Source organism: Methylobacterium sp. GXF4, from assembly GCF_000272495.1.
GTDB lineage: Bacteria > Pseudomonadota > Alphaproteobacteria > Rhizobiales > Beijerinckiaceae > Methylobacterium > Methylobacterium brachiatum.
This window is the reverse complement of the sequence record NZ_AKFK01000061.1, coordinates 266,051-288,655: the sequence shown is the minus strand read 5'-3', so window position 1 is coordinate 288,655 and position 22,605 is coordinate 266,051. Positions and strand designations below refer to the sequence as shown.

The window sequence follows — 22,605 nt, the reverse complement described above, 5'->3', positions numbered from 1 at the left end:
CGTCGCGGTAACGCCGCGGGTGGGAGGGTCAGGCCAGTCGTCGTGCCGGATCCCATCCGCGGCGTTACCGCGACGAGGCCCGTGACATGAAGCGTCGGCCGGCGACAGGCCCCCAAGCCGTCGCGTCGCCCCTCGAACCCCGGCAGGCGATCCGGAGGATGTTCCGAACCGGCTCGCTACCAGCGAAGGAGGCGCGGTCCCAGGAGCGCTCCGACGAGCGTGCACATCGCGATCGTCCCCCCGTACCATACGGCGACGAACGGTACGGTATCGTCCATGCAGTGCAGCGAATAGCCGAGCGCGCTCACGGCTCCCGCGGAGAGGCCGACCAGGGCACCCGCCCGCACGAGATCCGTCGGCGCTCCGAACCGTCGAACCGCCCACGTGACGACGGCGAACGGCACGACGGCGATCACGGGGATCGAGATGAGGCATTCGAGCCAGGTGTGACCGGATACCATGCCGTGCCAATGTTCGGTCGGCGCCATCAACAGGCTCACGCACGCCAGCGCCGCGACCACGAGGAACGGCAAGGCGGCGACCCCGAGATGGACGCGGCTCTCGCCGCCGGGCCTGGCCGCCCTGACGAGATACCGGAGCGCGAGACCCCCGACCGCGGCCGCAAACGAGAACTTGAACGCGAGGAACAGGAGCGGCCGGACCTCGGTCAGGCCGGGACGCAAGCCCAGAAACGCCAGCGCCAGGCACAGCGCGGCCGTCGCGCCGACCGCGACCGCCAGCGCGAGCCGGCGGGTCATCCAGGGGGCCCCGACCGGTTCGCGCTCGAAGCTGGCGCCCAGCAGGCCGATGAGTTCGTCGGTCTTCATCTCGCCTTGCCTCCCACGAGATTGGCCAGGGTCTTCAGGCCGCGGTGGACGCTCACCTTAATCGCGGTCTCGGACATCCCGGCACGTTCGGCCGCCTCGGCGGCGCTCAGGCCCTCGACCTTCGTCGAGAGGATCGCGTTCCTCATCTTGGGCGGTAGGTGCGCCAGGAGGCGCTCGACGTCGAGCGAACTCTCCGCCGCGACATGATCGTCGCGAGCCACCAGCACGCCGGCATCCTCGACAGGGACGTCGGCCGCGGCCGTACGCGTACGCCGAAAATGGTCGATGAGCTTGTAGCGGGCGATGGCGTGGATCCACGGCGTCACCGGTTGCGTGACGTCATAGGTGTGCCGCCGCACATGGATCACCATCAGCGTCTCCTGGACGAGATCCTCCGCCTCGGTGTCGGTACGGCCGGAGCGAGCCAGTTTGCCTTTGTAATACGCGCGCAGGTGCGACCCGAGCCGCCCCAGGAAGCGCCGGTAGTCGGCCGCGCTGCCCGCAAGGCTGGCGATAAGCAGCGCGCGCAGTTCCTCTTCCACCTGCAGCACCGGGACTAGGCGGGCCGGTTCGTAGCCGCTGAGCGGATGCCAGAGATACGTCGCATGTTCCGCCACCCCACCGTGTCCTCACGACCGCAGCACCATCCTGCAGGAGCGTGTCGTACGGCGATCCGCGCCCTGAGGCTCGTCGGCCGAAGGCGACGTATGATCGGCCGCGCCGCTCGGAGAACAATCCGCAAGCGGCCGCCGAAACGTTACAGCGCTCGCGGCATGCCCGGGAGCGTAGGCATGTGCCGCCCATAATTGCCAAGCCTATGCCCCGATCTTAGACCCAGCCGGACCCAACGCCACGCGCCGGGCGGGAAGCCTCCGGAGCCTCGCCGCCCGCGCTCTCCCTTCGCATGGAAAGGCCTGCCGAGAGCGCCGCCGAGAGGGCGGTCTCCGATCCGGGGACGACGGCGGATTCGTCCCGGAGCGGGCGTTCGGCGCCATCGCTTTTCCCCTCACCGGGGGCGGTCCGGGCAAGAAGCCGGCCCGTCCCGCCATCGACGTTTCCCTAGGAGCATGATCATGATCGAGGTGATACCGAACTGGCATCCGGTCGCGGTCCATTTCACGGTCGCCCTCCTCATCACGGCCAGCGTCCTCTTCGCCGCGGGGACCCTGTTCAGGAAAGCGGCATCGGGTGGCGCGCTCACGGCCGCCGCCCGATGGAACCTCGCAATCGGCGCGGCCGTCACGGTCGCGACCCTCGCCACGGGTTGGTCGGCGTACAACACCGTCGCCCACGACGCGGCCTCGCACGCGAACATGACCGTCCACCTTCGCTGGGCCATCGCCACCGCGCTCGTGTTCCTCGCCGCCGCCGGCGTCGCCTGGCTGGAGCGCCGGAAGGTCGCAGGCGCGGGCGTCGTGCTGCTGGCGCTCCTCGCCGGAGGTTCCGGGGCCCTCGTGGTCACGGGCTGGCTCGGCGGCGAGAACGTCTACCGTTACGGCCTGGGCGTCATGGCGCTCCCGAGATCGGGCGACCACGTCCACCCCGCAAGCGGCGGCCATCCCCACGAGCACGGCCACGACCACGAGACCGCGGACGCCCCAAACACGCCCGATGCCGCCGCGGGCAAGGTAGAGACGCGCCCGGCGCCGGACGCCCCCTCCGCACCGCACGAACACGCTCATTGACGGACGGGCCGCGGTGATACCCGTCCCGGGTACCCCCAAGCGCCCGTCGCATGAACGCGGCGGGGGTCCTGGCACCGGTGTGGCGGTCAATCCGCCGAGTGCGGCTTCGCCGTCGACACCGGCATGTGGCGAACTTCCAACACGCTGAGTTTGTGGGACATCGGTCGAGCACCACGGATTGCAGCTTCCACCCCGGCGTGAGAATGTCCGCGAAGATTAGGCAGGGGCCCTGATCAGTGAAAGTCGTGCGCGCATTGCTGCTTGCCGTACTCGCCTTGGCCTTGGCCATCGCGCCGGCAGCGCCGTGCACCATGGGCCGGCAGTCGACGGCTCACCGGCACATAGCCGCCGCCGCGGCGACGCATCTCGCGCACGCCGCCGGCACCTTGGGCAGCCAGAACAAGCCGGACGAGGCTGGGATACGGGGGACTTCCCTCGCCTTGCCGGCTGCGGCCGCCGACGAAGGATGCCCCGGCCATCGGCATCGCCCCAAACATCCTCCCTGCCCGGCTACCTGCTGCCCGCTCGCGTGCCAAGCCGCGCTTCCCACCCTGCCATGGGCGAGCATCACCCTGGAATTTCATCCGTCCGAGCGGGTCCTGATCGTCCAGGTGGACGGGGCCGTCGACGCGCATCCGCTACGGATCGAGCGGCCGCCGAGGCGCCAAGCGTGACGCGCGGGCGGATCTAGCGCCCGCCCTCGGCCGCTCCGACAGGACGGCCTCGCACACCCACAACGAGCCGACGCCTTCGCCGGGCGCGACGCCGTCGCCGCTCGACCCGCGGCCCGTGCCACGCCTGGGCCTGCCTTCGGCCGTCCGCCTCACCTCGGGAAATCCAAGATGTTCAAGTTGCCGAGACCGGCCGCGCTCGCGGCGGTCCTGCCGCTCGCCGGCTGCATGCCCGCCGCCGTTCCCGCCGGGCTCGTCCTGCCCTCGGAGCCGGACATCCCGGTCCGGCCGCCCCGCTACGCGAAGGTGACGCAGGGCGTGAAGGATTTCGGCGTCGTCGACCCAAAGGATTGGCGCGAGCTCAATCGCCAGGTCGCGCCGAAGGCCGGGTCCGGCGGTACGGGGGGCATGCCGGGCATGGACGGGATGCCCGGCATGGGCGGCAAGCGCGATTCGGGGGGCCGGTGATGGCCCGTCGCTGTAACCAAACGGGCGGCGGCGCCGGACTACCGGGCATGAGTGGCACGACGACCGCGCCGGGACACGCCGGTACGAGCGCGCGACCGCCGGACGAGGCCGTCCGGGGGCGGTTCGTGCGCGTGGCCGCGAGCATCACCGGCCTCGGCCTCGCCTTGGCAGGCTGCGCGAGCTTCTCGCCGGACGCGGGCCTCTCCGTGGCCGGCGGCTACGCGGCGCTTGAACTGCGCAAGGACATCGTGAAGGCGGACGACCAGGGCGTCGCGCCGAGCGCGGACGCCCGCGTGGACGCGTTGCTGCGCCGTCCCTTGACCGCCGACGGCGCGGTGCAGGTCGCGCTCCTGAGGAACCGGGGCTTGCAGGCCGCCTTCAACGACCTCGGCGTCTCCGAGGCGCAGTACGTGCAGGCCACGCTGCCGCCCTCGCCGCGCCTCTCGATCACGCAATGGGGATTGGGTTTCAACACGGAGATCGAGCGCTCCGTCGCCGCCAGCGTGCTGGAGTTGGCTACGCTCCCGGTGCGCGCCGAGATCGCGCGGCAGCGGTTCACGGCCGACCAGTACAACGCGGCGGAGCAGGTCCTGCGGCTCGGGGGCGAGGCGCGCCGGCAATTCTACCGTACCGTCGCGGCCAACCAGGCGACCGCCTTCCTCGAACAGGCGCTGGCCGGCGCGGAATCCGCCTCGACGCTGGCCAAGCAGCTGGGCGAGACGGGGGCTCTGAACAAGCTGGAACAGGCGCGCGAGCACGCCTTCTACAGCGAGTTGGGCGCGCAGCTCGCTAAGGCGCGGGTGCAGCAACGCGCCGAACGGGAGCGGCTGACCCGACTGCTCGGTCTCTGGGGGCGGGACATCGATTTCCGCCTGCCCAACGGCCTGCCGCCCCTGCCCGGGAGGCTCGTCGACGGGCACGCCATCGAGGCCGAGGCGATGATCAAGCGGGCCGACGTGCAGGCAGCCCGCTTCGAGCTGCAATCGCTCGTGGGGCAGTTCGGGCTGAACCAGGCCAGCGGCTTCGTCAGCGTCTTCGATGCGGGCTTCGCGAACCGGTTCTCGCGGTCGAGGACCGCGGGGGGCGAGGGCGGTGCCCCGAAGGTCGACAAGGCCAGCCTGAACGGGTTCTCGGCGGATCTCGTCATCCCGATCTACGACTTCGGGGCCACCGCTGTCCGGGGGGCGCAGGAAAGCTACCTCGCCAGCGCCAACCGCCTCGCCGAGCGCGCGGTCAACGCCCGCTCCGAGGTGCGCGAGGCTTACCAGCGCTATCGCGGCCAGTACGACATCACTCGGCATTACCAGACGAGCGTCCTGCCCCTGCGGCGGACGATCCAGGACCAGGCGCTGCTCCAGTACAGCGGCATGCTGCTGGACGTCACGACGCTGATCGTCGACGCCCGGGCCAGGATCCTGAGCAACATCCAGGCGATCGAGGCGCAGCGCGACTTCTGGATCGCGGCGACCGACCTCAAGGCGGCGACCGTCGGCGGCGGGTTCTCGGGGGGCAACTTCGGCGGCGAGGCCGCCGGGGGCACCCCGGGCACGAGCCTCGCCGTCGCGACGCCCGGCGGCTGAGGTCGGGGGCCCGCGCCGCCCATGACATTCGGAGGGAAACCATGACCGACATCTCGCGCAGAGGGATCCTGGGAGCGGGCGGCCTCGTGCTCGCCGGCACGTCGATGATCAGCGGGCGCGTCCAGGCCGCGGGCCTGCCCGAGGCCCCGATCATGGACAAGGCGACCATGCAGCCGCCGCTCTATCCGACGAGCGGGCCGGACTACCAGCCGGTGGTGACGCTCAACGGCTGGACGCTGCCGTGGCGCATGCGCGGCGACTGGAAGGAGTTCCACCTCATCGCCGAGCCGGTCGTGCGCGAGATGGCGCCCGGCATGGACGCGCGGCTCTGGGGCTACAACGGCCAGTCGCCGGGACCGACCATCGAGGCGGTCGAGGGCGACAAGGTCCGCATCTTCGTCACCAACCGCCTGCCGGAGGCGACCGCCGTGCACTGGCACGGGCAGACGCTACCCAACGGCATGGACGGGGTCGCCGGGCTCAACCAGCCCGGCATCCCGCCGGGCAAGACCTTCGTCTACGAGTTCATCCTCAGGCGCTCCGGTACCTTCATGTACCACCCGCACTCGGACGAGATGATCCAGATGGCGATGGGCATGATGGGCTTCTTCGTCGTGCATCCGCGCGATCCGGCCGAGCGGCGGGTCGACCGCGACTTCGTCTGGCTGCTGAACGCCTACGACATCGAGGCCGGCGCCTACGTGCCCAAGGTCAATACGATGCTCGACATGAACATGTGGTGCTTCAACAGCCGCGTGTGGCCGGGCATCGACCCGGTCGTGGTGCGCCAGGGCGACAAGGTCCGGATGCGCTTCGGCAACCTGACCATGACCAACCACCCGATCCACGTCCACGGGGTGGACTTCCACGTCACCGGCACGGACGGCGGCTGGATCGACGAGAACCGCCAATGGCCCGAGGTGTCGGTCGACGTGGCCGTGGGTCAGATGCGCGCCATCGAGTTCAACGCCGACGCGCTCGGCGACTGGGCGATGCACTGCCACAAGTCGCACCACACCATGAACGCCATGGGCCACTCGGTCCGGACCTACATCGGCGTGAACCTGAAGAGCACGGCCAAGCAGATCCAGAAGATCGCCCCCGGCTACATGCCGATGGGTTCGGCGGGCGGCGGCATGATGTCCGAGATGGAGATGCCGCTGCCTGAGAACACCCTGCCGATGATGACCGGCGCGGGCCCGTTCGGGTCCGTGGAGATGGGCGGGATGTTCACGGTGATGAAGGTACGGGCCGGTCTTGCCGCCAACGATTACCGCGACCCGGGTTGGTACCAGCACCCGCCGGGCACGCTGGCCTACGAGTGGACCGGCGAGCCGCTGGCCGAGCCGAAGCGCGATCCGAAGACCCCAAAGGACAAGCGCGCCCGGCAGACCGACCTGCACGTCGTCGATCCGCGCACGCGCCGCACGGCGTCGAACGCGGGCGGGCACGAGCACTGAGCCTCGGATAGGCACGCCCGTGAGCGAGCCGGCGGGTGTGAGGTCTCGTCCCCCGCCCCACCGACAGGAGTTCGGACGGGTTCGCCCGTTCGAAGGCGCTGCGCGGGTCAGGGTCTCAACCCCTCACGGACCCGCTCGCGCAGCGTTCTTTGCCATACGGAGACAAGCATGAAGCGCACGATCGCCCTGGCTACCCTCACGACGGCCCTCCTGATGGCAGCAGCGCCGTTCGCGCTCGAGCGCGCGGCACAGGCCCAGCCTGCGCGGGGCGCGGCCGGGGAGTTCGAGCGGGTGCGTAGTGTGATGTCGGACCGCTTCAAGAATACGAAGCTGACGGGCGATCCGGACAAGGATTTCGCCGCACTCCTGGTCGCGAGCTTCGAGGAGACGCTGTTCCTGGCCAAGGCGCAGCTCAACTATGGCGGGGACCGCCAGTTGCGCGAGATCGCCGAGAAGATCCAGGACGAGCAACAGCCCCGGATCGATGCGCTCAAGAAGTGGCAGGTACGGCGCCAGCAGCCGGATTACCAAGCGCAGCCGAACGAGGCCGCGTCCGGCACGGGCCCTCTCGACCGGCAGGCGCAAGCGGGAGCCGGACAGCCGCCTGCTCAGCCCGACACCGCACCGGCTGCGCCGGCCCCGGCTGCGTCCGCCGCCCCGGCGAACACGCCGCTCGTGAGCGGAACGGTGCAGAAGATCGACGAGGCCGCCGGCAAGGTGACGCTCGACCACGAGCGCATCCCGAACATCGACATGGACGCCATGACGATGGCGTACAAGGTTCAGGATCCGGCTCTGCTCAAGGGGTTCAAGCCCGGCGAGAAGGTGCGGTTCTCAGCGGACCGGATCAACGGCTCCATCGCCATCACGCGGATCCAGAAGGCGCGGTGATGGCCGGCGGGCGGCACCGCTGGTGGGCCATGACGGCAGCGCCCTGCATCCCCGGCATCTTTGTCGGTGCGGTGATGGTCGCCGGCTCGGCTCCGGCTGCGGAACAGGCAGCCGCCGCGGCGGCTTCGCCCCATCGGGACGTTCCGACCACGAATGGCGGTGCGCCCCCCCCTGGACCTACACCCTACGCCGAGATCCTCACCCGGGAGGCGACGTCACGCGGGCTGCCGCCGGCGCTCGCCGACGCGGTCGCCTATGTCGAGAGCGGTTACAACGCCGGAGCCGTGGGATCGGTCGGCGAACTCGGGCTGATGCAGGTCCGGCCGGCGACGGCCGCGATGCTCGGCCATCGTGGACCGGCCGCTGAGCTCCTGGATCCGGCCACGAACGCACGTTTCGGCGTGGCCTACCTCGCCGAGGCCTGGAGGCTCGCCGGCGGGGATCTCTGCCGCGCCCTGGCCAAGTACCGCGCCGGCCACGGGCAGGACCGCCTGACGCCGCGCTCGCTCGATTACTGTCGACGCGCCCGCGACCGATTGGCCGCGATGGGTTCCCCGCTCGCCGCGGCGCCGGTCCCCGGAGCTGTGCCGCCCGCGTCCGTCGCCTCCCGGGTCCCCGCTCCGGCGGCGCGGTCGATGCGACCGGCGCTCGCGGGCCTCGTGAACCGGTTCTGGGCCGAGCACGTCGCGCGGGTCCGGGCGGTCGAGGCGCGCAGCGACAGGATCATGCGGGGTGGTTGATGCAAGCCGCGCGGGAAGCGTTCCCCGTCACCGCCCCGTCGTGGCCGTGGCGGTGAGAGGGAACCGGCCATGACGTTCAAGCCCTATCCGCATGCGGTGGCCGATGGCTCCCTCGGTCGCGGCTTGACGCTGCTGCGCGCGAAAATCGCGCGGCGCGTCGCCCTGGGTCCTTACGACAGCCGGGTCTCGATAGGGTTGAGGCGGGATCTTTCGGTCGCCGTCAGCGCGCCCAAGGCCAGGATCCCGGTCTCCTTACGTCCCTTCCGACAAGAAGACCTCCCGCTCCTCTTTCCCGCCGGGGGCGACGCGTCGGCTCAAAGCGAACTGGTCGACGTCGAGTGGCGACTGCGCGCCGCCGCGTACGGCGCCCTGCCGAGCCGCTGCTTCGTGGCCGTGGACGAGAGGTCGGGGCGGCCCTGCCATATTCAGTGGCTGACCGAGCGGGGATACAGCGAGGCCGTCCGACGGGCCGGCGCCCTGCCGGCGCTGGCGGACGACGAGGCCATGCTGGAGAACGCCTTCACGCCCGTCGGCTATCGCGGCCTGGGCGTCATGGCAGCCGCCATACACCTGATCGCCGAACGCGCCTCGGCCCTCGGCAAGCGATATCTCGTGGCCTTCGTCGACGCGGACAACCACGCCTCGCTCAAGGGTGTGGAACGGGCGGGGCTCACCCCTTGGTCGATCCGAACAAAGCGGCAGTTCGGCTTCGGGCTCTTTCGGACCGTTCGGTTCGATCCCGTCGCGGCGCCGGCCGCTCCGGGGGTCCTGCCGGCACCGGAAGGCGGGACCGCAACGGTCGGTGATCGGGACGGCGCCGGCTCGACCGGGCAAGGCTGATCGCGACCACCGACGCTCGGCCGAGCCCGTCCTGACCGTTCGGCGCACCTCCGCACATCCATCCCTCGGTACAGAGGCCAACCAGTTTCGTGACGGCAATCGACACCATCCACGCGCTGATCCACAGGATCACGGGTCTCGATTATCCGCACGGCCACTGGTGGGTCGTGACCGATGCCGTGCTCATCTTCATCGTCGCGCCCGTCTGGACCGCGTGGCTGGCGACCCGCGCGATGCTGCGTCGGTACGGCAGGTCGAAGGCGACCCAGTCGGGGGCGGCAAGATCCGCGCAGCCTTCCCGAGCCGTCCCGTCGCTCGGGTGGCGGCTCCGGGGCGGGGGCAGTCTCTCGGGCCGTCGCCTGGAGACGTACGTGCTCGGTGCCACCCTGGGCATCCAGGTTCGCCTGCTCCTCCTATCCATCGCGACGCTGCCGGCGGCCTGGCTCATCCTTGAGATCCCCAAGCACATCATCAACCATACGCTCGCCGGCACCCGGAACGACGGGCATCCCGGCATGACGTTCCTGGGTCTCCCGCTCGGCCGCACGGAACTCCTGTTCGCGCTGTGCGCCAGCTATTTCGCCGTCCTCACCTTGAACGGGCTCGTGAAGTACGCCGCGAACCGTGTGCGCGGACGTGTGAACGAGCGCATCGTGCGCCGCCTGCGCCTGGCCGTCCTGCGGCGCGCGCGCACGGAGCGGACGGACGACCGCCGCACCGTCCTCGCGGCTGTGGCGGTGCAGGAGGTCGAGCCCATCGGCTACTTCGGGGGCAGCCTCGTCGCCGTTCCGATCGTGCAGGGCGGGGTGCTCCTCACGAGCGTCGCCTTCCTCCTGCTCCAGGACGTCGCCCTCGGCCTCGCCGCGCTCATCATGCTTCCGGTGCAGCTCACGATCCTGCCCCGCCTCCAGAAGCGCGTGAACCTGAAGGTCCGGCAGCGCGTCCTCGCGACGCGAACGCTGGGCGCGCTCGTCACCGCACCGATGCGCGGCCCCCCGTCGGGACATCCCTCACGCGCCGCCGAGCCCGGGCCCGCCGCATCGGACCTGCGGCAGGGGATGATGCACGTCGAGGAACTCGAACGGGTGCGCGTCGCGATCAACAACATGAAGGGCGGCATTAAGAGCCTGTACAACTACACCTCCAACCTCACGCCATTCTTCTTCTTCGTGATCGGCGGCTACCTGGTCGTCCAAGGACGTCTCTCCCTGGGGGCGCTGGTCGCGGCGCTCGCGGCCTACAAGGAGATCGCACCCGCGCTTCGGGAGCTGTTCGACTTCGCCCAGGACTGGTCCGACGCGAACGCACGTTTCGCGGAGGTCACGCGGGCCCTCGGGCATCCCGCCGCCGTCGAACCGGGCGGCGCGAGGCCGAACGTGGCGCGAGAGGCCGCCGAGGGGGCGGGATCTGACGCCGTGCGTCCCCACGACCACGAACGGTCCGGCCTCACTCCTCATCAGGTACCGACGGCGGCGCAGATGCCCGGGCGCGCGATGATGACGGCCCTGGTCGCGACGCCGGGCTTCCTGCCGATCGCCTTCCCGATGCGTGCGCGCGCAGAGTTGCGACGCCCGCTCACCAGGGTCGAGAGCGGCAGCCTCGTATCGACAACCCTGCCGACGCTCGTCGTAATGCCCGCCGCGCCATCGCCTACTGCCGGAGAGCGCGCGATCAGCTGGCCGCGATGGGGCCGCCGCTGGCCGCCACGCTGCCCGAGCTGACGCCGGGCTCTGGACGCAACAGCGCGGCCTCTGCCACGGAGAGACCAGCGAAGCGTCAAACGGGGCTCACCGCGGTCACGGCGCGGCTCTGGGCCGAGCACGTGGCCCGGATCCGCACCATCGAGGCACGAACCAGCCGGATCATGGGAGGAGGCTGAGGCTCTCGGCGGGGCTGCCCGTGTTTCCGGTGCTCTCCGCGGCGCTCGTGAAAGACGGTCCGCCTTCAGGTGGCAAAAAGCCGTGGGAAGGGAGACGAACGTGAGCAAGAAACTCATGCGACTGCAGGGTGCGACCGGCGGCCCGAAGCGGCCGGGCAAACGCCGGCGCGTCCGTGCGTTCGTCGCGCGCAAAGCCGCGCGAGATTTCTATCGCTTCATGCTGATGCTGGGTGTTCTCGGGGCGATTTACAGCTGCCTGCAAGTATACGCCTTTCTGGATTAGAGACCCTGTTCCCGCTCGATTACGGATCTTCCGCGACCGATCACCCGAATGAACTCAGCGCCTCAGCGGACGAATACGCCAGTTCCTTCTGCTCCTCTGTACAACCGGCTTCGGAGCGAGGTGCACGGCGTCACGCTCAGGACCTCCGAGGCCTTCCTGCGAGGCCTTGGGACTGTCCTGAGCGGCCCCGTGGTCGTCTCAAGCGATCGCCGCCACGTCTGCAGCTCCCGATCGGAGATCAGGGCCTTACGCGAACATCTTCGCGCAAAACCAGAACTGCCGTGCCACTTCATCTGAGCTGCCAAAGCGAAGATGTTTCGTGCCCAAATCTCATCGGCATCATAGTATGAATAGCAGCAGCCCTATTTCTCCTTCTTGATCTTCATCTTGACTTCTTTTATGCTCTTTTCATTCTCCTCCATGGTCTTGCGCGCTTCCTTGCGCACATCCTCATCCTTGATGTGCTTGAGCGCGATCTCGGACATGTCGACCGCCCCCTGATGGTGGGCCGCCATGCTTCGCAGCCAAGCGAGATCCGGATCGGACTCCATCATCGCGTCCATCATCGCCTTGTTCATCTTGTCCATGGCGGCCATGGACTCCTTCTGCATGGGCGTCATGTTCTTCATGTCCGACCCTTTGCTCATGTCCATGCCTTTCATGTCCGACATCGATCCGCCCTGACCCTGCTGGGCCACGGCTGGAACGAGGCTCGAGGCCGACAGAAGAAGGGCAAGCAGCGCGGTTCGCATCGGGATCATGAGGGCTCTCGCTATCGTGGATGACCAGCGCTAAACCCCGCACGATCGAGAAGGTTCGGCATGTCCCCCGCCAGATGTCGCCTCATGCGTGCCGATCCGGGTGCCTGGTCCGCGTCGACAGTACAGGAGCGGCGCCCAGCAGCTGCCGGATCGCGCCAGGTCGCCAAGCCGCAGCTTGAGGATCAGGTCGGCTGGGCCAACGGGGCTTGGCGGCTGCCGCTCGGCATCCTCTGCGCCAGCCTCGCCGGAGCTGTGCCGGCCGTCGCACAGAGCGTCACGCTCGACCTCGGCGCGGGCGGCGCTTCTGAGAGGGCGCTCCAGCTCGTCGCGCTGATCACGGTCCTGTCCCTGGCCCCATCCGTCCTGGTGGTCGTGACCTGCTACACCCGGATCGTCGTCGTGTTCTCGATCCTGCGCTCGGCCCTGAGCACCCAGGCCACCCCACCGAACGCCGTCCTGGTGGTGCTCGCCCTGTTCCTCACCGCCTTCGTCATGGCGCCGACCGGCCGCGAGGCCTACCGCGCCGGGATCGAGCCCCTGCTTGCCGGCGAGATCACGCAGGGCCAAGCCTTTGAGCGCGCGTCTGCCCCCTTCAAGACCTTCATGTTGAAGAACGTGCGCGAGAAGGATCTGAAGGTCTTCATCGATGTGGCCAAGATGCCCACGCCCGCGGGCCCGGAGCAACTCGGTCTCGAGATCGTCACCCCGGCCTTCATGATCTCGGAGCTGAACCGCGCCTTCGAGATCGGCTTCCTGCTGTTCGTCCCGTTCATGATCATCGACCTGACGGTAGCGTCTGTCCTGATGGCGCTCGGCATGATGATGATGCCGCCATCCACCGTCGCGCTGCCGCTCAAGCTTATCTTCTTCGTGCTCGTGGACGGCTGGGCGCTGCTCACCGGCTCGCTGGTGCAGAGCTACATGGGTTAGGGTGAGCACCCTGAGCCCGCGAGCAGAGCAAGCGCGCACACGCCCTGCTCGCGGGGATGGCCGCGGCCCAGGAGATCGGGCGCGGTCTGTCCTGAGGTGAGCGGGTCCTCACATATTGTGGTTCATCCTGCCGCGGCTCATCCCGCGCATGCCGCCGTGGCCCATACCGCCCATCCGGCTGCCGTGGCCCATGCCGCGCATGCGGCTGCCGTGGCCCATGCCGCGCATGCTGCCGCGGCGCATATGCTCGCGCACCTGGACCAGACCGGTCTCTGGCGCCGCGATACCGGCCTGAGCGGGAAGGGGGGCGGCCGAAGCCGGTGCGAGTGCTGCAAACGTGGTCAGGGTGGCCGCCAGAGCGAGCATCTTCATGGGTCAGGTCCTTGGACGGGGATACCCCGCCTGGGTTCGCTCGGGACGAGCAAGGCGGACAACGTCCCACCCTCCGCTTCGTTCAGATCCGGATCGGGGGAGCTCAGCGGCCCGCATCAGGTCTCGTAGAAAGGCCGCCCCGAGGAGGGCGGCCTTCGAGAGGTCGGTGACCGATCAGTGATGCTCGCTGGCACCGTGCGAGGTCTCGTGACTTCCCTCGTGACTTCCCTCGCGACGCTCCTCGGCATGGCCACCGTGATCGCCGTGGGTGTCCTCCACCACGCGGTGCTCCACGGGCCCGTGGTGGCCGTCGTGAACGCCAACGCCGCCCGGTCCAACCTCGATGACCTGAGCTGAGGCGGCCACCGGCGCCAGGGCGAACGCGGAAGCGACCAGGAAGGCAGCCCCAAACAGGGTCTTGTGCATCGTGTCGAACTCCTCTGCAGTCTTGCGGCAGCAGGAACGCGCAAGCCCTCTAGAGGGATCCGGCCAGAGCGAGTCTGCGGTTAATAACCGTCGCCGTCGTAGGCAGCATAGCCGTATCCGGCGCCGTACGGGTAGGAATAGGCCGGGGCCGCCAGGGCGCCGAATGCGACCCCGCCGATCAGGCCGGCCGCGAGGGCGCCGCCGCCATAGTAACCGTAGTGGCCGTGACCATAGCCGTGATGGCCGCCATAGCCTCCATGCCCGTAGTAGCCGCCGTGACCGCCGTAGCCGTGACCGCCGCCGTAGAAGCCATGGCCGCCATAGCCTCCATGCCCGTAGTAGCCGCCGTGCCCACCGTAGCCGTGGCCGCCGCCGTAGAAGCCATGCCCGCCATAGCCTCTATGACCGTAGTAGCTGCCGTGACCACCGTAGCCGTGGCCGCCGCCGTAGAAGCCGTGACCGCCTCCATGATGGCCGAAGCCCTGCGCAACGGCTGGGCTGGCGCTCACCGTGAGACCTGCGCCGAGGCTCAAAGCGGTCAGGGCCGCAGCGAGAAGCTTCGTTCTGTATCGCGTGCTCATGATCGTCTCCCATCACCGAGCGTGCCCGGCTCTGCCTCGGTCTGACCCCGAACACGGGGTCGCGTGCTTGAATGACGCGCGAGCGGGCCTACCCGATCCATGCCGCCGAGCGTCGCAGCTCCGCACCGCGGAACCGGGCCGAGGCCAGCCGCACGCGATCGGCCGTCGCTGGGTCGACGCGTTCCGAGGGCCTCAGGGTTTGGTCCTGTCCATCGGCACCTTGCTCATGTCCATGGCTTGCATCCCGATGGTGCGGCGGCGCGCGCGCACTTCCATCGCCAGGGTGCGCCCGTCGCGGGTGCCGCGGGTGCTCGCGGTCGAGGCCGCGACGGCCCCGTTCCCCGCGGCTGCAACCGCACCCCCGTCAACCTTGTGGGCGACGGTGCCGGGCGGGTTCTTGTACCAACCCGGATCCCGGTAGTCGCCTCGCGCCAAGCCTTCGCGCACCTTCACGACCGAGAACATGCCGCCCATCTCGACCGAGCCGAACGGCCCCTCGCCGGTCATCATCGGCAGCGTGTTGTCCGGTGTCGGCATCCGCATCTCGGTCATGGCCGCGCCGCCGGTCGACCCCATGGGCATGAAGCCCGGCACGAGCTGCCCGACCTTCTTAGCGATCTCCGTCTGGTCGACGCCGATGTACGTGCGCACCGAGTGGCCCATGGCGTTCATGGTGTGATGCGACTTGTGGCAGTGGATCGCCCAATCGCCGGGCGCGTCGGCCTCGAACTCGAAGGCCCGCATCGCCCCGACCGGCAGGTCAATGGTCACTTCCGGCCAGCGCGCGCTCTCCCGGACCCAGCCGCCGTCAGTGCCGGTCACCTCGAAGCTGTAGCCGTGCATGTGGATCGGGTGGTTCGTCATGGACAGGTTGCCCATGCGCACGCGCACCCGGTCGCCCTTGGCGACCACCAGCGGGTCGATGCCGGGGAATGCCCGCGAGTTCCAGGTCCAGATGTTGAAGTCCGTCATGGTGGCGACCTTCGGCACGTAGGCGCCGGGGTCGATGTCGTAGGCGCCCGTGAGAAAGATGAAGTCGCGGTCGACCCGCATGAAGGCCGGGTCCTTCGGATGCACCACGAAGGAGCCCATCATGCCCATCGCCATCTGGAAGGTCTCGTCGGCGTGGGGGTGGTACATGAAGGTGCCGCTCTTCCGCAGCACGTACTCGTAGGCGAAGGTCTCGCCGGGCTTGATCGTCGGCTGCGAGAGGCCGCCGACCCCGTCCATGCCCGACGGCAGGATCAGGCCGTGCCAGTGCACGGTGGTGTGCTCGGGCAGGCGGTTGGTGACGAAGATGCGGACCTTGTCGCCCTCGACCGCCTCGACGGTCGGCCCCGGCGACTGGCCGTTGTAGCCCCAAAGCCGGGCGATCATGCCGGGAGCGATCTCGCGCTCGACCGGCTCGGCGACGAGGTGGAACTCCTTCCAGCCATCTTCGGTCATGCGCCACGGCAGGGTCCAGCCGTTGAGCGTCACCACCGGATTGTAGTCCGGGCCGGTTCTGGGTGGGAGCGGTGGCTGCGTCGTCGCCTCGGTCATGGTCGCCGCCTCCGGAATGGAGGCAGCCCAGGACCGGCCGCGCACGGCCGTGGTGCCGACCAGGACGGCGCCTGCCGTGCCCAGGAGCTCGCGCCGGTTCATTCACATTCTCCTCTGCACAGCCTCAATGGGAGCAAGTCCCCGGGGCAGCGTCGGATCCAGCGGCACGGCACCGCAACACCGGTCCGTCCGGATAGGGCGCACTGCACCGCATCGCGCGGGTACCCGGCTCGGCGCGCCAGACCTCGTCCAAGCGTACTGAGAAGCGTGCTAGTGGGCGCGTGGAACAGGCCTGAGCGCCGCCCGTTCCGCTTGAGCGAGCGTGCGTTCAGCGCAGCATGAGGATCGAGCCGGAGGAGGTCGGGATGACAGTGCGGAGAGGGCTTGTCCTCGCGGCCGTGGCTTGGCTCGGGACGGGGTCGCTGGTTCTGGCCCAGGCCGGTGGTGCGGGCGGAGCTGGCGGGGGAGCCAGCGGTGCGGCAGGTGGCGGAGCCGGTGGAGGTGCGGGCCTGGGAGGGGGCGGCGCCGGGGCAGGATCCCTGGGTAGCGGCCCAGGCTCGACCGGTGCGGGCTCGGGAAATGGAATGAGGGGCGGTGGCACGGCCGCACCCGGTACGGCCGGAGCAGGCCGCGGCGGAGCGGGGGGCGGGGGGGCCGATACGAGCGGTGCCACCGGTGTGCCCGGTGGGCTCGGCAGCACGTCCGCGCCCGCCGGGCGCTGACGGTGGGAGGGTCTCAAACCGGGCGGCCGATGCTCAGACGGCGTCAGCCGTGCCGCCTGTAGGCCTGGATGACGGTGCTTGGCTGGAGGGGAGACATGATCAGGAGCATGGCTTTGGGGCTTGCTGCGGTGGCCGGTCTGGTGGCTGGAGCGGCGCATGCACAGGATCAGTTGACGCCGGCGGAGGCGCGGGTCGGCGCGTTCCGCAACATCACCGCGACGGGGGAGACGAAACCGCCGGGCGAGCCGCTCGGACCGCGCGAGGGCACCTCACCGCAGTTGCGTGAGGAGCACCATAACATCGACCAGCGCGTGCTCAGAAGCATCTGCACCGGTGCTCCAGGTTGTCAGGACACCTTGCGCTAGGGTGTGAAAGGTGGCTCGGGGGATCTCTGCACAGTGGGGCTGAGTAGAGTTTCTGCCTGAATGCCGTTCTCAGACATCGACTCACGTCATGCAGGCCCGGATAAGGCGACCGACACGGAGCGCTAACCTTAACGCTCCCTCAACCCCGATGTGAGACGCCTCAGTCCGAACCTCACCGGGTTTGCGGACGAGAGTTGAACGATGTCGGCGAGAGCGCATTTCCTGCTCGCTTGCGGCCTGCTGAGCGCGATCGGGCCGGGAGCGGCACAGGCCGCCGACCTCCTACCGGCCGCACCCCTACCCGAACTGCGCGGGACTGTGACACCGGACATCGAGGTCTCGGGCTTCTATCTGCGCGGGGACATCGGCTTCAGCAATCAATCCGTGGAGCGGCTCTCGAACAGTCTGGACGCACTCGGTACGATCGAGAAAGTCAGCCTCGGTTTCGCGGGCGCACCGCTGGCTGGCCTTGGGGCCGGCTACCAGTTCAACCGCTGGTTCCGGGCCGACGTGACGGGCGAGTACCGCAGCGCCGCCACGTTCACCGGCCTGGAGCGCTACCGCGATGCCAGCCTGCCCCTCGGCTACGGCACCGATGAGTACACCGCAACCAAGCGCGACGTGGTGGTCCTCGCCAACGCCTACATCGACCTTGGAACCTACTACGGTCTGACTCCCTTCCTGGGAGCCGGTATCGGTGCGGTCAGCACCAGTATCGACAATTTCAAGGATACGAACGTCGTCACGCAGGGCCTCGCCTACGCGAAGTCCGGCACGAAGGCGAACCTCGCCTGGGCGCTCCATGCGGGCCTGGGCTACACGATCAGTCCGAACCTGAAGCTCGAATTCGCCTACCGCTACCTGAACCTCGGTGACGCGCGGACCGGCACGGTCTACACCTATGCCGGCCAGTGCGGATCGTGCGAGGCTTTGACATTCAAGGCCGTCGAGTCGCACGACGTGAAGCTCGGCCTGCGCTGGCTGTTGGCTGCGCCGGCGATGCCGGTTGAGCAGGTGCCGCTCGTGCGCAAGTACTAGCGGCTTCCTGGGCTGGATTACGACTCAGCCTGCATCCGCGTTGCGCGGCCTGTGACAAGACCACGAACCAAACTTCGCCACGCGCAGACCTGCGTGTGCCAAGATGAAGGAGAACGCGATGAGGCTCTCTGCCATTCCGCTGATACTGACCCTAGCCCTCGCACCCACTGCCGGGTTCGCCCACGGCGAGGCCCCGCATGCCGCGCACGGCGGCCTGATGCAGGAGGCGCAGGAGCTTTGGGTGGAACTCGTCGTGAAGGGCGCTGACGTGGCCGTCTACGTCACGGACGAGGCCCGCAAGCCCGTCCCGGCGACCCAGGTCTCGGGCACCGCTACCGTGCTCGTTGGCGGCCAGAGCTACAAGGTCGAGCTGAGCGCGACGGGAGGCGATGGCGTTCAAGGCAGGCTGCCGGCTCCGGTCACCGGAAGCGTCATGGCCACCGTGGCGTTGAAGGTCGGCGGCAAAGCGGTCTCGGCTCGCTTCACCAGCAAGGCGTGAAGGGACGTGCACAGGTCTGCGGAGAGCCGTTCCGCGATCCGGAGCGCACGAACACCTGACGGTTTGATCGCGCGCCGACCACCCTACTTGTGACTGTGCCCCGCCGGGGGCGTCTGCGCGCTCCCGGCACCCGCAGCTCCAGCCGTATGGCCGTCCGTCGACTGGGCCGCACTCCCAGCGTCGTCCATGTTCATCGCGCCGTGGTCCATGCCGCCGTGGCTGCCCGCCGCCTGAGCCTGCATCCACAGATCGTTGTAGTCGCTGTCCGACATTCCCGGCAGCTTCTGCAGGAAAGCGACCGTGGCCCAGAGCATCGCGTCGCCATCGCTCTCCATCGACGGCATGCCGCTCATCTTGATGCCGTGCTTCAGGATCCAGAACAGCTCGCCTGGTGTATAGCGGCTCGCAACATCCGTCAGACTGGGAGGGCGCGGATACATGCCCTCGGCCAGTTCGCTCTGCTTGGCGCCGGGCGCACCGTGACACGTGGCACAATGCTCGGAGAAGTGCCCGACGGCCATGACGACCTTTGCCTGCTCATCGTAGCCGGCCGGCGGCGCAAGCCCAGCCGCGTGCACCTGGATCGAGCGCACCCGCGCCGTGTCCAGCACCCAGTAGGTCGCGGGCCAATGCGGGTCTGTTGCCGCCACGTTGAACAGACCTGCGTAGATCACTGCGGCGGCGACCACGACAGACAGGACGCCGGCCGACAGCAGGGTGACGAGGACGGTCTTGACGGTTCTCATGCCGTCGTAGAGCGCATCTGGTTCGACCGCCGTCAAGAGCACCGACGGTGCGACCCTTCGTTCGGAGCAGGCGTGATCTCACGGTCAGAATAGGAGCCGGTAAGCGAGGTATGCGACTGCAAGCAGAGCGAGGATCGCCGTAACGCGCGCGATCCTTGAGGAGGCTTTCTTTTGCGGGACCTCTTCGTCGCAGTCGTACCACAGGGGATTGTCGCCATTCATCGGCTTATCTCCGGATCGCCGACGCCGACGACCATGACAGAGCCGGCTCAGTGCTCCGTGTGTCGCGGCGGTGTCCAACGTATCCGCATACCCCTAACGGGATCTCTCGATGCTTGGTGAGCAGTTCACCATCGAGGTGCCCTACCGCTTCGGTGATGCCGGTGAGACGCAGCAGGGCGAGTTCCGCTCGCAGCTCCTCTACAACTTCAACACCGAGGACCTGGCGGTACCGGCCTTCGCCCTGCTGGGGGCGTGTATCAGCCGTTCGGCTATCAGAATGGCGGGACTGAGACGGAACTCAGGTTCCTGGCAACGAAGTCGCTCGGCACGTCCGACGCGAGCGGATCGGATCCCTACTCCTACGTGCCGCGCCGCCTTCACTTCAATGCATCCTGGTTCCACAACTACGATCCGCTGAACGGGCCCGACGCCGAGCGGCGCGACCGCTACAGGGTTGGCGTCGCCTATAGCCAGCCGCTCACAAACGACCTGCTGCTTGTCGCCGACGTGTACCGCGAGACGGACCGGGCGCGCGGCAGAACCACCAACCTTGCGGAGCTCGGCGTACGCTACCAGCTCACGCCGCAGACGGTGCTGACGGGCGGGGCTGGTGTCGGGTTCGGGGGGGATCGCAGCCAGGACTTCCGGGTCACGGTCGGGTTCCAGCGCACCCTGAGCAATCCGGCCGTCTATCCCTACCTCGTCAAACCGACGGAGCGCTTTGGACAGCCCTGATCGGCCATGTCGCAAACGCGCACGCGCTTATACGGCCAAGCTGTGGCAGGATCGGTTCATGCCGATCCGGCCCGAGCACCGCTTCTTCTACCCGATCGACTGGCCGCAGCTCTCGGCCGTGATCCGCTTCCGGCGCGCCGGCGGTCGCTGTGAGGGCTGCAAGCGCCCGCACGGTCGGACCGTGTTCCATCTCGGCGAGGGTCGCTGGTGGGATGTCGAGGTGGGCGCCTGGCGTGACGGGCGAGGCCGCCTCACGCGCGCGGCCGTCGGTGTCGACGATGTGTTCGGGCGCGTGCGCAGGACGCGGGTCGTGCTGGCGACCGCCCATCGCGACCACGACACCAGCAACAATGCGGGAGCCAACCTCACGGCCTTCTGTCAGCGCTGCCATATGATCCATGACCGGCCCGAACACCGGCGACGACGCTGGCTGACCCTGTTCCGGCGCAAAGCGCTCGGGGATCTGTTTCGAGGACCCTATACTTGAAGGGACGCGCCGGCTGCACGTGAACGGGTAGAACACGGCAACCGGCGCGCTCGCGAGCGGGAGCGTGAGGGCGCTCGACCGTCGCGATGGGCGACAGAAGAGGAACGCCGGCAAGAGAATTTGGATCCTCGTCCGTCACTAAGCGTCGTCAGACTCTTGGGCTTTCCGCGGTCGGCCAGCGCGCTTCGGCTTCTCCGCAACGGTCTCCGCGACCGCTCCAGCCTCCGGAGCCGTTTTCCGGCGATGTTGTCCGAGACCGAAGCCTTTGGCGAATGCCGAGCGCCGCTCAGAGTAGCTGGCAGCAACCATGGGGTAATCGTGCGGCAGGCCCCATTTCTCGCGGTAGGTCTCGGGGGTAAGCCCCAGCACTGTGAGGTGACGCTTGAGCGTCTTGTAGGGCTTGCCGTCCTCGAACGAGATCAGCGCCTCGTGCGTGATCGACTTCCGGATCTGCGCGGGGCTCTGTTTCTCAACTGCCGCAGCAGCCGGTGCACCAGCGCCGCCGAGGGCGGCAAGCGCCGCGTGCGTGCGAGCGATCAATGCGGGCAGCTCTGACGCCGGGACGTTGTTGTGTGCCACGTAGGCGGAGACGAGCTCTGCTGCCAAGTTGGTGTAGTCGACGGCCTCGGCCCTGATCGTTCCTGTGTTCTCGTCCACGACGCACCTGTTTCAAAGGAAGAGAGAAACCTCCATTATCGCGGGCAAAGACGCAATCACCGCCCTGACGCAGCATTTCCAGCGCCTCGACGTGCGTGCCGCGCTGGTTGGCATGGATGCCGACGCACTCGGCGTCGTGATAATCGACGGCGATGAACACCGCCTTGAAGTTGGTTTTGGCCAAACGCTCAGTTGCGTAGCGATGGCGTTGCGGATCATGACCCATCCGGGCCCGGAGGCGCAAGCTCGGCCCGTTTGCCTAACGAGCCGTGAACTTCACATACGGTGCGGCAGGTCTCAATGCCACGAAACGCGCTCGAACGTTATTGCGTGACGACGAGCACGCTCTAAGCACGCCGTCCACCCCCTTGCGGAAGGAGAGGTCGCGCCGAGCCTCTCGCGTTAAGCCGAGCACCCCCTCAGGTGAGGCGTTCCTTCGGCGGCAGCCGATCGACCTTCACGGTGCGCGACCGAAGGAACTGCAGGTCCAGGAGACCAACCATGGGACTGCCCCCGTCCCGGGCACCTTGCCCGCTCATGCTGGAGTTGATTGCCCTTCTGGAGTGTGCGCCGTACCCTGTTGAGAATATGCAGCGGAGACAGTTGCTTTGCCAGCTTTGGGCTCTCGAACAGAAGGCCCTCGACACAGGTGCTGAGGCTGGCACCCTCTGTGACATCCGGACAGCACAAAGGCTTGTACACACGGTCACAGGAGCGCCGGGCGAGCGTCCGTGCTGCGTGCAGTGACCGGTTTTCACGGCCTGTCGATCATCGCACCCGGAAGTTTTCCTGATCTTCCGTCGCGCTTGACCGATTTGCAGTCTAACGTACTCCTTGCAACACTGGAAGCATGGCTTTGCTACCCAGGATGGCCGCATCGTCTCGGTGGCCGTGATCGTAGCGGTGGGCGTGAACACCGACGGCCGCAGGGAAGTGCTGGGCATGGATGTCGGCCCGTCCGAGGCCGAGACATTCTGGACAGCCTTCCTCCGTAAGCTGGCGCGCCGGGGCCTGCGTGGTGTCAAGCTGGTGATCTCGGACGCGCATGAGGGCATCAAGGCGTCGGTGGCCAAGGTGATGAACGCGGCTTGGCAGAGTTGGCGCCTTATGGCTCACGAATACCATCAGGAACGCGGCAGCACGCAGGCCGTCGAAGCCGAGGATGCGCTGATCCCGAGAGGCCATGCTCACGTTCTTC

General features: G+C 68.3%; 26 protein-coding genes and 1 pseudogene. 18 read left to right on the top strand and 9 right to left on the bottom strand.

From position 1 onward, the window contains the following. Positions 1-176 precede the first annotated feature (176 nt). A complete protein-coding gene (locus WYO_RS15665) occupies positions 177-827 on the bottom strand; it encodes a DUF1109 domain-containing protein (protein WP_007564152.1) in 651 nt (216 codons plus the stop codon). Further along, positions 824-1,378: a sigma-70 family RNA polymerase sigma factor gene (locus WYO_RS15660; protein WP_039903061.1), complete on the bottom strand. Its 555-nt coding sequence runs from the start codon at positions 1,376-1,378 to the stop codon at positions 824-826. The genes WYO_RS15665 and WYO_RS15660 overlap by 4 nt, the downstream gene beginning before the upstream one ends. 522 nt (positions 1,379-1,900) lie before the next feature. Here WYO_RS15660 and WYO_RS15655 point away from each other — a divergent pair. After that, positions 1,901-2,512, top strand: a complete 612-nt coding sequence (locus tag WYO_RS15655; RefSeq protein WP_007564148.1) for a DUF2231 domain-containing protein — start codon at positions 1,901-1,903, stop codon at positions 2,510-2,512. A 233-nt stretch (positions 2,513-2,745) separates the two neighbouring features. Here the strand turns inward: WYO_RS15655 and WYO_RS31590 are convergent, their stop codons facing one another. Then, positions 2,746-3,147 carry a hypothetical protein gene (locus WYO_RS31590; RefSeq protein ID WP_165486557.1) on the bottom strand — a complete coding sequence of 134 codons (402 nt, stop codon included), beginning with the start codon at positions 3,145-3,147 and terminating at the stop codon, positions 2,746-2,748. Between the two features lie 207 nt (positions 3,148-3,354). On the opposite strand from WYO_RS31590, the gene WYO_RS15650 reads away from it, so the two are divergent. The 8 genes from WYO_RS15650 to WYO_RS30955 all read left to right on the top strand — a co-directional run bounded on the left by WYO_RS15650 (position 3,355) and on the right by WYO_RS30955 (position 11,324). Next, entirely contained in the window at positions 3,355-3,651 is a 297-nt protein-coding gene (locus WYO_RS15650) for a hypothetical protein (RefSeq protein ID WP_007564146.1), read from the top strand. A 47-nt stretch (positions 3,652-3,698) separates the two neighbouring features. Further along, a complete protein-coding gene (locus WYO_RS15645) occupies positions 3,699-5,231 on the top strand; it encodes a TolC family protein (RefSeq protein WP_007564144.1) in 1,533 nt (510 codons plus the stop codon). 41 nt (positions 5,232-5,272) lie between these two features. Continuing rightward, the gene (locus WYO_RS15640) at positions 5,273-6,691 is read left to right on the top strand and encodes a copper oxidase (protein ID WP_007564142.1); all 1,419 of its coding nucleotides are present in this window, start codon (positions 5,273-5,275) and stop codon (positions 6,689-6,691) included. A 168-nt stretch (positions 6,692-6,859) separates the two neighbouring features. Next, a complete protein-coding gene (locus WYO_RS15635; RefSeq protein ID WP_007564140.1) occupies positions 6,860-7,582 on the top strand; it encodes a copper-binding protein in 723 nt (240 codons plus the stop codon). A gap of 29 nt (positions 7,583-7,611) precedes the next feature. Continuing rightward, entirely contained in the window at positions 7,612-8,322 is a 711-nt protein-coding gene (locus tag WYO_RS15630) for a transglycosylase SLT domain-containing protein (protein WP_193375348.1), read from the top strand. Positions 8,323-8,391: 69 nt separating this feature from the next. Continuing rightward, a complete protein-coding gene (locus tag WYO_RS15625) occupies positions 8,392-9,162 on the top strand; it encodes a GNAT family N-acetyltransferase (protein WP_007564136.1) in 771 nt (256 codons plus the stop codon). A gap of 89 nt (positions 9,163-9,251) precedes the next feature. After that, on the top strand, positions 9,252-10,883 hold the full coding sequence (locus WYO_RS15620) for a hypothetical protein (protein ID WP_007564134.1): 1,632 nt from the start codon (positions 9,252-9,254) through the stop codon (positions 10,881-10,883). Positions 10,884-11,141: 258 nt separating this feature from the next. Further along, on the top strand, positions 11,142-11,324 hold the full coding sequence (locus WYO_RS30955; RefSeq protein ID WP_128755014.1) for a hypothetical protein: 183 nt from the start codon (positions 11,142-11,144) through the stop codon (positions 11,322-11,324). Positions 11,325-11,686: 362 nt separating this feature from the next. Here the strand turns inward: WYO_RS30955 and WYO_RS15615 are convergent, their stop codons facing one another. Further along, on the bottom strand, positions 11,687-12,085 hold the full coding sequence (locus WYO_RS15615) for a DUF305 domain-containing protein (protein ID WP_039903007.1): 399 nt from the start codon (positions 12,083-12,085) through the stop codon (positions 11,687-11,689). An 84-nt stretch (positions 12,086-12,169) separates the two neighbouring features. On the opposite strand from WYO_RS15615, the gene fliP reads away from it, so the two are divergent. Further along, on the top strand, positions 12,170-13,015 hold the full coding sequence (gene fliP, locus WYO_RS15610) for a flagellar type III secretion system pore protein FliP (RefSeq protein ID WP_081496988.1): 846 nt from the start codon (positions 12,170-12,172) through the stop codon (positions 13,013-13,015). Between the two features lie 108 nt (positions 13,016-13,123). Here fliP and WYO_RS15605 read toward each other — a convergent pair whose 3' ends face one another. Continuing rightward, complete coding sequence (locus WYO_RS15605; RefSeq protein WP_007564127.1) at positions 13,124-13,387, bottom strand: hypothetical protein; 264 nt, start codon at positions 13,385-13,387, stop codon at positions 13,124-13,126. A 207-nt stretch (positions 13,388-13,594) separates the two neighbouring features. On the opposite strand from WYO_RS15605, the gene WYO_RS31585 reads away from it, so the two are divergent. Then, positions 13,595-13,744, top strand: a complete 150-nt coding sequence (locus tag WYO_RS31585; protein ID WP_165486556.1) for a hypothetical protein — start codon at positions 13,595-13,597, stop codon at positions 13,742-13,744. 149 nt (positions 13,745-13,893) lie between these two features. Here the strand turns inward: WYO_RS31585 and WYO_RS29975 are convergent, their stop codons facing one another. After that, positions 13,894-14,394, bottom strand: coding sequence for a hypothetical protein (locus WYO_RS29975; RefSeq protein WP_007564123.1), 501 nt, complete (start codon positions 14,392-14,394; stop codon positions 13,894-13,896). Positions 14,395-14,586: 192 nt separating this feature from the next. Then, a complete protein-coding gene (locus WYO_RS15595; RefSeq protein WP_007564121.1) occupies positions 14,587-16,038 on the bottom strand; it encodes a copper oxidase in 1,452 nt (483 codons plus the stop codon). A 715-nt stretch (positions 16,039-16,753) separates the two neighbouring features. Here WYO_RS15595 and WYO_RS15585 point away from each other — a divergent pair. The 3 genes from WYO_RS15585 to WYO_RS15575 all read left to right on the top strand — a co-directional run bounded on the left by WYO_RS15585 (position 16,754) and on the right by WYO_RS15575 (position 18,560). Further along, the gene (locus WYO_RS15585; RefSeq protein ID WP_007564119.1) at positions 16,754-17,023 is read left to right on the top strand and encodes a hypothetical protein; all 270 of its coding nucleotides are present in this window, start codon (positions 16,754-16,756) and stop codon (positions 17,021-17,023) included. A 201-nt stretch (positions 17,024-17,224) separates the two neighbouring features. Continuing rightward, the gene (locus tag WYO_RS15580; protein WP_007564117.1) at positions 17,225-18,061 is read left to right on the top strand and encodes an outer membrane beta-barrel protein; all 837 of its coding nucleotides are present in this window, start codon (positions 17,225-17,227) and stop codon (positions 18,059-18,061) included. A 118-nt stretch (positions 18,062-18,179) separates the two neighbouring features. Next, positions 18,180-18,560: a hypothetical protein gene (locus WYO_RS15575; protein WP_007564115.1), complete on the top strand. Its 381-nt coding sequence runs from the start codon at positions 18,180-18,182 to the stop codon at positions 18,558-18,560. Positions 18,561-18,643: 83 nt separating this feature from the next. Here WYO_RS15575 and WYO_RS15570 read toward each other — a convergent pair whose 3' ends face one another. Next, positions 18,644-19,342 carry a cytochrome c gene (locus tag WYO_RS15570; RefSeq protein ID WP_244424182.1) on the bottom strand — a complete coding sequence of 233 codons (699 nt, stop codon included), beginning with the start codon at positions 19,340-19,342 and terminating at the stop codon, positions 18,644-18,646. Between the two features lie 438 nt (positions 19,343-19,780). On the opposite strand from WYO_RS15570, the gene WYO_RS15565 reads away from it, so the two are divergent. Then, positions 19,781-20,263, top strand: a complete 483-nt coding sequence (locus WYO_RS15565; RefSeq protein ID WP_007564109.1) for a hypothetical protein — start codon at positions 19,781-19,783, stop codon at positions 20,261-20,263. Positions 20,264-20,321: 58 nt separating this feature from the next. Further along, a complete protein-coding gene (locus WYO_RS15560) occupies positions 20,322-20,750 on the top strand; it encodes a hypothetical protein (protein WP_007564107.1) in 429 nt (142 codons plus the stop codon). Between the two features lie 138 nt (positions 20,751-20,888). On the opposite strand, the gene WYO_RS15555 is transcribed toward WYO_RS15560, so the two are convergent. Next, positions 20,889-21,407, bottom strand: a complete 519-nt coding sequence (locus WYO_RS15555) for a MucR family transcriptional regulator (protein ID WP_007564105.1) — start codon at positions 21,405-21,407, stop codon at positions 20,889-20,891. Here WYO_RS15555 and WYO_RS30945 point away from each other — a divergent pair. Next, a complete protein-coding gene (locus tag WYO_RS30945; RefSeq protein ID WP_128755012.1) occupies positions 21,394-21,741 on the top strand; it encodes a hypothetical protein in 348 nt (115 codons plus the stop codon). The genes WYO_RS15555 and WYO_RS30945 overlap by 14 nt on opposite strands. A 530-nt stretch (positions 21,742-22,271) precedes the next feature. Beyond that, a pseudogene (locus tag WYO_RS15550) lies at positions 22,272-22,502 on the top strand (transposase); the annotation flags it as partial. Between the last annotated feature and the right edge of the window lie 103 nt (positions 22,503-22,605).